Source organism: Bacillus sp. SIMBA_031 (genome assembly GCF_046535225.1).
In the GTDB taxonomy this organism is placed as follows: Bacteria; Bacillota; Bacilli; order Bacillales; family Bacillaceae; genus Bacillus; species Bacillus velezensis.
The window spans coordinates 1-264 of record NZ_JAWRXC010000344.1; the positions used below are offsets into that span (position 1 = coordinate 1).

1 protein-coding gene is annotated in these 264 nt (G+C 38.3%); it reads right to left on the reverse strand.

The genetic code is table 11. The annotated features are described in order from the left end of the window. On the reverse strand, positions 1-264 hold a 264-nt coding region (locus tag SB724_RS20575; protein ID WP_410572766.1), incomplete at both ends, for a hypothetical protein.

Here is a 264-nt window from a genome sequence, read left to right on the forward strand (position 1 = left end):
GTAGTTATAGAGCCTTTAGGCTTTTTCCTACTTTTGATATGAAGTACGCTTTTCTTCAAGGTCTCTATCATTTCGTCGTACTCACGATGCCAAATATCAAACTCTTTTTTAAAATCACTACACAAGAATAAATGTTGATATTCCTCTCGTTCAGCTAGCTCATGCAGTTCACTCGTAGCTGTTCCCTCGAAAGTTCCATGCCTTATTCTGCGACCTAGATATGATGCGATACCAGAACTATTATTTTCACAAAACTCGCTGTAG